Consider the following 8,273-nt stretch of genomic DNA (forward strand, 5'->3'; position numbering starts at 1 on the left):
AAGTCCGGCCGCACCAAAATCGTCTCGAAGTGAAACCGGAGAACCCATGGCAAACCTCCATCCGTTTGCCATCTTGAATCAGAAAAACACCGTTCCGGAAAGCCCCTATATGAGTCCCACTCACAGAGACTTGGTATTAGTCCCAGCCGACGGTCTCGTAGCCCCGGTCGGAGAGACAGCGGTTGACGTAGTTCATATGCGCCTGGCCCGGACGCGGCCGGCTGAAGGCGGCGCGCAGCAGGCCGGCCGTCGCGCCGACAGCGGCCCCGATCATCGCGCCACGGCCGACATTGCCGCCGATCGCTCCCGCCACCGCGCCGGAGCCGGCGCCGATCGCACCGCCGGCGACCGTGCTCTTGGCCGCGTTGCCGGCGGCATCGCCGCCATCGCTCGCCCCCGCCGCCTCGGCCAGCTCCTGGCACTGGTCGATATCCTGATCGGCTTGGTCGTCACCGACCGCGGCGAGGTGATTGTTCGGATAGAGCACCGGCTTCGGTCCGGCGCAGGCGGCCAAGCTGAGGCAGAGGGTCGAGATGAGGATCGTCGTGCGCATGGCTTCCATTCTAGCAGAAATCGCGGTCGCGGTCATCGCGGCGGTGGCGCACGGCGCTCACCCACCTTGTCGCGCTTCGGCCGCGGCGCGGATCTCGGATAAGGTGCGGCCCGGGGCGATGCCCTCGGGGTCGATGCGGAGCTCGATCAGCGCCGGGCGCCCGGCCTCGGCCGCGCGGGCGAAGGCGGCGGCGAAGTCTTCGGTCCGGGTCACCGCCTCGCCATGGGCGCCATAGGCCTCGGCCAGCTTGGCGAAGTCCGGGTTGGTCAGCGAGCTGGCGCTGACCCGGCCCGGATATTCGCGCTCCTGGTGGGCGCGGATGGTGCCGTACATGCCGTTGTTGACGACGATGACGATGATGGCGAGGCCGTACTGGACCGCGGTCGCCAGCTCCTGGCCGTTCATCATGAAGCAGCCGTCGCCGGCGAAGGCGACGACCATGCGCTCGGGATGGACGCGCTTGGCCGCCACCGCCGCCGGCGTGCCGTAGCCCATCGAGCCCGAGGTCGGGCCGAGCAGCGTGCGGTAGTCGCGGTAGCGGTAGAAGCGGTTGACCCAGCCGGCATAGTTGCCGGCGCCGTTGCAGACGATGGCGTCGGCGGGCAGGGTCTCGCTCAGCCAGGCGACGATCTCGGCGAGCTGCACACCGCCCGGCGCCGTGGTCGGCCGGATCCACCCGAGATAGTCGTCGTGGGCCGCCGTGCGCTCGTCCCGCCACGGCGGCTCGCGCACCGGGTTGAGCCCCGCCGCCGCCGCCGCGAAGCCCGGGATGCTGGCGTGGATCGACAGCTCCGGCTGGTAGACCCGGCCCAGTTCCTCGGCCCCCGGATGGACGTGGACCAGCGCCTGGCTCGGCCGCGGCACGGCGAGCAGGCTGTAGCTCGCCGACGTCACCTCGCCGAGGCGGTCGCCGACGACGAGCAGCAGGTCGGCCGCGCGCACGCGCTCGGCGAGCTTGGGATTGGCGACATAGCCGAGATCGCCGGCATAATTGGGATGGGTGTTGTCGAAATAGTCCATGCAGCGGAACGAGGCCGCCACCGGCAGGTCGAAAGCCTCGGCGAAGGCGCGCACATCGGCGCACGCGGTGGCGTTCCAGCCGCCGCCGCCGAGCACCATGAGCGGCCGCCGCGCCGCCGCCAGCATGTCTTCGAGCCGCATCATCGCGGCCGGCGACGGATGGGCGTCGGTGCGCGTATAGGGCGCCAGCTCGACCCCCGGCGCGCGGTCGAGCAGCATGTCCTCGGGCAGCGCCAGCACGACCGGCCCGGGCCGCCCGGCGGTCGCCGTATGGAAGGCGCGGCCGACGAATTCGGGCACCCGCTCGGCGCTGTCGATCTGCGCCACCCACTTGGCCATCTGGCCGAACATGCGGCGGTAATCGATCTCCTGGAACGCCTCGCGCTCGATCATGCCGCGGGCGACCTGGCCGACGAACAGGATCAGCGGCGTCGAATCCTGGAAGGCGATGTGGATGCCGGGCGAGGCGTTGGTGGCGCCGGGCCCGCGCGTCACCATGCAGATGCCGGGGCGCCCGGTGAGCTTGCCGTAGGCGTCGGCCATCATCGCCGCGCCGCCCTCCTGGCGGCACACGGTGACGGCGAGCCCGTCTGCGTCGTAGAGCGCGTCGAGCACGGCCAGGTAGCTCTCGCCGGGGACGCAGAAGACCTGCTCCGCGCCGTGGGCGGTGAGCGCATCGACGACCAGCTGACCGCCCGTCCGCATGTTGTCGCCGCTCGTCATCGCCGGTCCTTGTGGTGGTTGTCTTCGCCCGTGACGGACCCGCGATAGCGCCGATGGCGCCGCTTGTCCAGGGCGGACTTCTCGCCACGGATCGCGGCGGCGGACTCCGCCTCTCGGCGGGAGATCGGGTAAAGGGGGGAGATCGGCCGGGACCGGCCGCATTGGGGAGGGGGTGGCGGAAGCGCCGGTGGCAGGACGCGGGGAAAACCGTTAAACTCAGGCCCGCGCGAGAACGAAGGGGGACAGCGCCATGGCGGAACAAGACGGCACCGGATGGGCGTGGGACGACGGGCTGCGGGTGTTGATCCTGATGGTCGTTCTGGCGCCGACCTTGATCTATTACTTGGGCCTCGCCCTGATCCCCGCCGGGCCGATGGTGTGCGCGGTCGGTGCGGTGCTCGGCATCCTCACTCTGATCGGTCTGTGGCCGGCGCGGCGCCACCTCGACGGCGCGGCGGGCCGCGGCCTCTATAGCGGTATCCTGATCGGGCTAAGCCTGTCGCCGGTGGTCATGCCGGGATTGGCGTTCCTGGCACAATGAGGGTGGGGGGACGGCGACCGCCGCCGGTGTAGGCGGCCTGGCCGCCTTGAGGTAACCGAAAAGGCTAACCGGATATGAGCGCACCGTCCCCTGTCGTCCGAACCGTCCCCGAATCGGCGTTGCAAACCCTACAAGCGGATCTTCTGCACGGCTTTCACATCCTGGATCAGGCCGGCCAGGGAACTGGGATCGCGGGACACCTCACCGCCCGGCTACCTGGTGCCAGTACGTTTTGGGCGCATCGGTGGCGGCTTGGATTTGACGAGATCGGTGCCGACGATCTCGTCGAGTCCGATTTTGAACTGCGCACGGTGAGTGGAAGCGGCACCTGTAATCCGACCTTGCACATACACACCCAGATTTACCGGGTTCGACCGGAGGTAAATTGTATCGTACATACCCACGCGGCAAACATCGTGGCCCTCAGCGCGACGGGCTCCCAATTGATGCCTGTCACCCAAACCGGGTGTTATTACTTCGACGATGTTTGTCTCTTCGATGAGTTCGACGGCATCGTGCTCGACACCAAGGAGGGCGATGCCATTGCCGCGGCGTTGGGCGACAACCACGCCATCTTGCTCAAGCATCATGGCTTGATAACGGTTGGCGACACCATCGGCGATGCGGTGGTCGGCGCGACGGTCCTGGACTACGCGTGCGAGGTGCAGCTCAAGGCCATGGCGACCGGCCGCGTCGACACGTTGCCCGATGACGTCGCCCGCCAGGCCCAGGGCTTCATCCGCAGCCCCGAGACCCTGGCGTTGCGTTGGGCGCACCTGAAACGCAAGGCACGCCGCGCCCGGCCCGATATCCTTCGAGACCTTGACCGACCCTGAGCCGGTTGCGGAATTGATTCGGCGCTTTTCCGCCAAATATCGGCTGCGGCCTGGCCGGCAATGCGGGCGTTTCCAAGAAATTGAAGATGACCGATGCAAACCGTAGCGAGGCATCGCCGTCGCTGAAGAATTCGCGCTAGAATACCGGTGAAGGAAAGATCGTTTCGTCATCGAAACGATGGAGAGGGCGTTGATTCGAAACGGCGAAGAATACCTTGATAGCCTTAGGGACGGGCGCGTCATCTACATCGGAAGCGAACGGGTCACCGACGTCACGACCCATGCCGCGTTCCGCAACGCGGCAAACTCCTATGCCGCGACCTTCGACGCACGCTTTGATCCCGCCCATCGCGACATCCTGACCTTTGAGGCCGACGGCGATCGTCATGCCATGTATTACCTTATGCCGAAGAATCGGCGCGATCTTGAGCGCCGCTCGACGTGCTCGGCGATCATCGCCGACATGACCTACGGCATGATGGGCCGGTCGCCCGACTTCGTCGGCGGCTATATCACAGGCGCCGCCATGCGGCCGGAAATCTTCGATTCCGATGAGCACAAGTTCTCTCGTCACGTCACCGACTACTATCGCTACTGCCGGGACAACGACATCTTTCTCGCCCACGCCGTCGCCCCGCCGCAGGGCACGCGGGACGAAAAATTCAGTGGCCGAGCGGCGCGCATGGTTCCGAGCCTGATGGTGACCAAGGAACGGGATGACGGCGTTGTCATTAGCGGCATGAAGATGCTCGCCACGAGCGCTGCCTTTTGCCACGAAATCTGGCTCGGCAATCTGCTGCCTCTGGCCGAGGGTCACGAGCGCGAATCGATCACCTGCATGGTGCCGGCCAGCGCGGCGGGTCTCAGCCTGTGGTCACGCAAGCCGTTCGGCCGTTATGCGGTCAGCGAGTTCGACAATCCGCTTGCCTATCACTTCGATGAAAGCGACTGCGTCGTCGTGTGCGATGACGTCTTCGTCCCCTGGGAGCGGGTCTTCACCCACAATGACATACCGTTGTCGCGAGACATCTACTTCGAGACCCCCGCCCATAGCCTGTCGAATCACCAATCATGCGTGCGGTTTCGCTCGAAGCTCCGCCTTCTGATCGGGCTCGCCCGTCGCATCACCCAATCCATGGGCATCGACGTCGTCCCCGCGGTGGCCGACGACATGGGGCATCTGGCGGCGGCCTATGGAATGCTTTCGGGTCTTGTCGACGGGCAGATTCAAGGCTTCGAAGACCTTGGTAACGGCTATGTGACGTATAACAGGCTCGCCATGTATTCGACGGTCTACTGGTGCACGCAAAACTACGATCAGATCTGTTCGAAGGTTCGGGAGCTGTCGGGCGGCAGCGTCCTGCAGATGCCGGCCGATGTCTCGGTGCTGGAAGATCCGTACACGCGTGAGCTCTTCGAGGTCTTGTGGCGGGGAAGTCATGGCCAGGCCGCAATCGACAAATACAAGCTCTTCAAGGCGGCGTGGGACGCCCTCGGCAGCGATTTCGCCGGCCGTCACCTACAGTATGAGCGCTTTTACATGGGCCCGGCCTTTGTCGTCCGTGGCCACGCCAGCCGCGAATGTGCCTGGGACGAGATCGAGGCCTACGCCGACAGCCTTCTCGACCGGTATGGTCCGGGCGCGATCCTGGATCGTGGGCACGTGGACGCAGAGGAGTCCGACCGGGACTAGGCCGCGGTCATGGCGTGGGTGACGCCTGTGGTCGGCGCGGCCGCGATCGACGGCCGGGCCGACACCGGGTTCGCCGCTTCGGGTCAAGACGCGGAGCGTGATGATCCGGCGGGGCTCGTTCGCCTATCATCGAGGCCGAAGATGGCCGGTAACTGGGCAATGACAGTGAAATGGAATCGACCAAGGAGTCAGCCATGCGGTATGTGATCGTCGTCCTTCTGTCCGTCGCCGTGTCCGTCTTGCCGGCCCTGGCCGACGACGGCCCCACGGAAGAGGCGCACGTCGCGGTAGTTGCCTTCATCAATGCGGTGGCCGCGGGGCCCGAGGCGGCGGCGCGCTGGCTGGCGCCGGAATTCCAGATCATGCGGGCCAACGGCGTCGGTTTCGACCGCGAGGGCTACCTGGAAAGCGGCGTCGCCCGGGTTTCCCTGGCGCCCGGCTTTGTCCCCGAGGACTTGGTGGTCACGGTCGGCGGCGACATCATGGTCGTGCGTTTCTTCCTCCACATCGACGGGACCATCGACGGCGAGCCGATTGTCCACCGTGCCCCGCGGTTGGCCGTGTTCCGGCGGATCGAGGGCCAGTGGAAGGCGGCCGCCTACGCCAATTTCGGCGCCACGAAATAGCGGGCGCGAAGTCTTCGCGGGCCGCGACCACCGCGACGGCGCGGTCTCTATAGCGGCATCCTGCTCGGTCTACCCGCTCTGCGCCAAGACCGTGCCTCCGGACGGCGCGTGACAGCCGCCTCTGTCCCGGGCAAGAAGGGACCTCTACCCGGACGGTGATTTGCGCGGACACGGGTCCCAGCTCTCCGAAAAGTGAAGCGCGCGGAGTGAATTCTTGGTGTGCGCACTATTGAAGACAGCCGGGATCAATCTTAGGATCGGGCAAGATCCTTGGCGTTCGTTCTCTGACTGGGAGACTTACCAATGAAGCAATCTTTGATCGCGGCCCTCGGGGTCCTCTTCTTTTCGACCGTGGCCCAGGCCGCGACCTATGAGTTCGACCCGAGCTACACCGAGGTTCGTTTCTACTACGATGCTCAGGGCCTGACGATACAGTCCGGAGAGTGGGCGAACGTGACCGGCTCGGCGGAATTCGATGGCGAAGATCTGTCGACAATCAAGGTTTCGGTGTCGGTCGCGGCGGACAGCGTGGACACGGGCGTGACGGCGCTGGACGATCATCTAAAGAGTGACGACTTTTTCGATGTCGAGAAGCACCCGACAATCACTTTCGAGTCGACGGGGGTGCGCCGGTCCGGGCTTTCCTCGGTCGTGGTGACGGGCGATCTCACGATCAAGGGCATAACCAAGCCGGTCGACCTGGACGTCACCATGAACCACATTGGCCCGCACCCTCTGGGCTCCTTCTTTGATAAGTACCAGGGCGAGTGGATCGGAATCACGGCGGACGGTTCCTTGCTACGAAGTGAATTCGATCTGGGCCTCGGTGCGCCGATCACCGGCGACCGCATCCGTCTCGAGATCTTCGTGCAAATGAAGGCCGACGAAGCCTAACGCGAATACGCCGGCACGCGGCCATAGGGGCACGGACCACCGCTAATTTTTTTCCGAACCGGGTTCATGCAACTCCGCGACAGCGACCGGACTTGGGGCTGGGTCACCCGTCTCTTTCACTGGACGATGGCGGGCATTATCTTTTTCATGCTCGGCCTGGGCGTCTACATGGCCTATTTCGTCACCGACCCACTCGAGCAGTTCCCCCTGGTGCAGCTCCACAAGAGCTGGGGATTCCTCGTCTTCGGTCTGGCTGTCTTGCGTGTAGTGTGGCGCCTCGGCAACCGGCGAAAGCCCGCTTTACCCGACGCCATGAGCGCGCCGGAAAAGCTTGCCGCCAGGCTTGGGCATCTCGGCCTCTATGTCCTGATCCTGGCCATGCCGATTTCGGGTTGGCTCATGGCGTCCGCCTCGCCGCTGCAAGACACCTTCGGGGTCAAGAACAAGTTCTTCGGCCTGTTCGAGGTTTATGACCCCTTCAAGCCGGGCGGCAAGGAATTGGCCGACTTCTTTGGCGATGTCCACTTCTACTGTGCCATCGCCCTCACCGCCCTGCTCATCGTCCATATCGCCGCCGCGTTGCGGCACCAGTTCGTCAAGCGCGACGACATTCTCAAGCGCATGACCTACGGCGCCTAGCTTTGGCGACCGAGTGAGGTAACCTTGCAGAGGGTCTTGGGCCTGTTTGTGGCTATGAACGCCGGCCCCGGAATCGGCCCGGCGCACGAAACCTTCGCTCCAAGCGGTCCCAGACCATACATGGCTATGCGCCATGCGGTCCCCAAATCGGGATCGGGTTGGAGCGACGTGTAGTGAATCCCCTCATGGTCGAAGAGGAATATGTTCCGGTAACCGTCGAACGGCACAACGTAGCCGTAGGTCCCGCGAAAGCTGGTTTCCTCGGCGATGGCGTTGATCTCAATATCTATGCTGGCATCAACGCCCGGGTGCATGACAGGCGGGCTTCGATCGTTTAGCAGCGCTACGTCGCCGGACCAGACTGTCTTGTCATTCATGCGCAACACGACAGCTATTTGGTGGCCGGTCCCATTGATGATCGTTACGTCATTCGACGCGCAGGGGCTAAAGAACAGATAGGCCAAGAACAGAGCGAGTATGAGCAATGCCGCCTGACCGAACCTTCGCGGAGTAATTGATATACACGCAAAGATTGCAGAAACGTTTCGTATTGTCAACTCGTCCCTGCTACACGTCCCGGTGAATCATGGGCTGCGCTTGGCCAATCTAAACCCGGATTCCCCAGATGGATTGCCATTTTGGTGACCTGGTTGAGAGATTCTGCTATAAGAATCAATGCAATACCATCATCACAACGGGCGAACCCCATGTCACCCGACGGGTGAAACCAGCGAACCCCATTTACGGG

Annotated in this window: 9 protein-coding genes; 6 read left to right on the forward strand and 3 right to left on the reverse strand. The window is 64.3% G+C overall.

Annotated elements, in window-relative coordinates; all coding sequences use genetic code 11:
- Positions 1-136 precede the first annotated feature (136 nt).
- Together GY791_01930 and GY791_01935 are read right to left on the reverse strand one after the other, a co-directional pair.
- Positions 137-553 (reverse strand): hypothetical protein, encoded by a 417-nt coding sequence (locus GY791_01930; protein MCP4327181.1) that lies wholly within the window; start codon positions 551-553, stop codon positions 137-139.
- 57 nt (positions 554-610) lie between these two features.
- The gene (locus tag GY791_01935) at positions 611-2,296 is read right to left on the reverse strand and encodes a thiamine pyrophosphate-binding protein (GenBank protein ID MCP4327182.1); all 1,686 of its coding nucleotides are present in this window, start codon (positions 2,294-2,296) and stop codon (positions 611-613) included.
- Between the two features lie 250 nt (positions 2,297-2,546).
- Between GY791_01935 and GY791_01940 the strand changes: the two genes are divergently transcribed.
- The 6 genes from GY791_01940 to GY791_01965 all read left to right on the forward strand — a co-directional run bounded on the left by GY791_01940 (position 2,547) and on the right by GY791_01965 (position 7,525).
- Positions 2,547-2,837, forward strand: a complete 291-nt coding sequence (locus GY791_01940; GenBank protein MCP4327183.1) for a hypothetical protein — start codon at positions 2,547-2,549, stop codon at positions 2,835-2,837.
- A 74-nt stretch (positions 2,838-2,911) separates the two neighbouring features.
- Positions 2,912-3,673 carry an aldolase gene (locus GY791_01945; GenBank protein ID MCP4327184.1) on the forward strand — a complete coding sequence of 254 codons (762 nt, stop codon included), beginning with the start codon at positions 2,912-2,914 and terminating at the stop codon, positions 3,671-3,673.
- A gap of 190 nt (positions 3,674-3,863) precedes the next feature.
- Entirely contained in the window at positions 3,864-5,366 is a 1,503-nt protein-coding gene (locus tag GY791_01950) for a hypothetical protein (GenBank protein ID MCP4327185.1), read from the forward strand.
- 194 nt (positions 5,367-5,560) lie between these two features.
- Positions 5,561-5,992, forward strand: coding sequence for a nuclear transport factor 2 family protein (locus tag GY791_01955; GenBank protein MCP4327186.1), 432 nt, complete (start codon positions 5,561-5,563; stop codon positions 5,990-5,992).
- 303 nt (positions 5,993-6,295) lie between these two features.
- A complete protein-coding gene (locus GY791_01960) occupies positions 6,296-6,886 on the forward strand; it encodes a polyisoprenoid-binding protein (protein MCP4327187.1) in 591 nt (196 codons plus the stop codon).
- 66 nt (positions 6,887-6,952) lie between these two features.
- Positions 6,953-7,525 (forward strand): cytochrome b, encoded by a 573-nt coding sequence (locus GY791_01965; GenBank protein MCP4327188.1) that lies wholly within the window; start codon positions 6,953-6,955, stop codon positions 7,523-7,525.
- Here GY791_01965 and GY791_01970 read toward each other — a convergent pair.
- Positions 7,522-7,902, reverse strand: a complete 381-nt coding sequence (locus GY791_01970) for a hypothetical protein (GenBank protein ID MCP4327189.1) — start codon at positions 7,900-7,902, stop codon at positions 7,522-7,524. The genes GY791_01965 and GY791_01970 overlap by 4 nt on opposite strands.
- Positions 7,903-8,273: the final 371 nt, after the last annotated feature.

Source organism: Alphaproteobacteria bacterium (genome assembly GCA_024244705.1).
Classification (GTDB): Bacteria; Pseudomonadota; Alphaproteobacteria; order JAAEOK01; family JAAEOK01; genus JAAEOK01.